The sequence below is a fragment of the Oleiphilus sp. HI0061 genome, assembly GCF_001635675.1.
In genome coordinates this window covers 1-929 of record NZ_LWFE01001727.1, presented here as the reverse complement: position 1 = coordinate 929, position 929 = coordinate 1, and the positions used below count along the sequence as shown (strand labels likewise).

The 929-nt window shown below is 48.8% G+C and carries 1 protein-coding gene; it reads right to left on the bottom strand.

What is annotated here, in order from left to right:
* On the bottom strand, positions 1-929 hold a 929-nt coding region (locus A3735_RS26520; RefSeq protein ID WP_156499944.1), incomplete at both ends, for an ATP-binding protein.

The window sequence follows — 929 nt, the reverse complement described above, 5'->3', positions numbered from 1 at the left end:
CGGTGATACAATACCGTTCATGCATTTTGGGTCCATACTCCCCCAATCACTGTCGGTACTATTTTGTTCGCCGGTATCGGCATCGCCCTTTGCGTCATTCTGGTTTGGTTGTCTATGTGAATCATCGGGTCGCTTAAATCCGGTTTCTGGAGAATCGTTGCCGGAGTTAGGATTACCGCTTCCGGAATCACCTTGAGCTGGTGGTGGCGCGTCGTGCCTACGGCGGTGGTGCAAAACCAGCTCTGAAACCGCATCAAGATCATCCAAGATGACCTCTTTTCGACCTTGCCAAGCGGCGTGCGCGCGAGCTGTTCGATACCAAACGATATCTGCTCTTAGTCCATCTACCAACGCATCTTCACAACGTTGTGCAATTTCAATTCGAATGGAGTCAGAGCATGCCACACCCTCTAAACGCTTTCTTGCTGAAACTACCTTAGCGATCAGTGCTTCTTGCTTTTCTTCATAGGCAAGAGTAAATGCTTCTGGATCGGCATCAAATGCTTCGCGCGTTTTAACGATGGCAACACGCTCTTCTACCGAGTAGCGGTTAGCTAAATCGACTGCCAAACCGAAACGGTCGTGTAACTGGGGGCGCAATTCTCCTTCATCAGGATTCATCGTGCCGATTAATAGAAACTCCGCCTTGTGTTGATGGCTGATGCCATCGCGCTCTATGTAATTGACACCACTTGCGGCGACATCCAAAAGCAGATCTACAAGATTGTCAGGCAATAGATTAACTTCATCGACGTATAGAACGCCGCCGTTGGCTTTACTTAGTAAGCCAGGTTGGAAATCTAAGGACTTGTCACTCAGCACTTTTTCCAAGTTCAGTGTACCGACCAACATCTCTTCACTCGTCCCTAAAGGCAAAGTAACAAAGGATGGTGAGTCACTGCCTAAGCGCGCATCGTCGTAAGGCAATA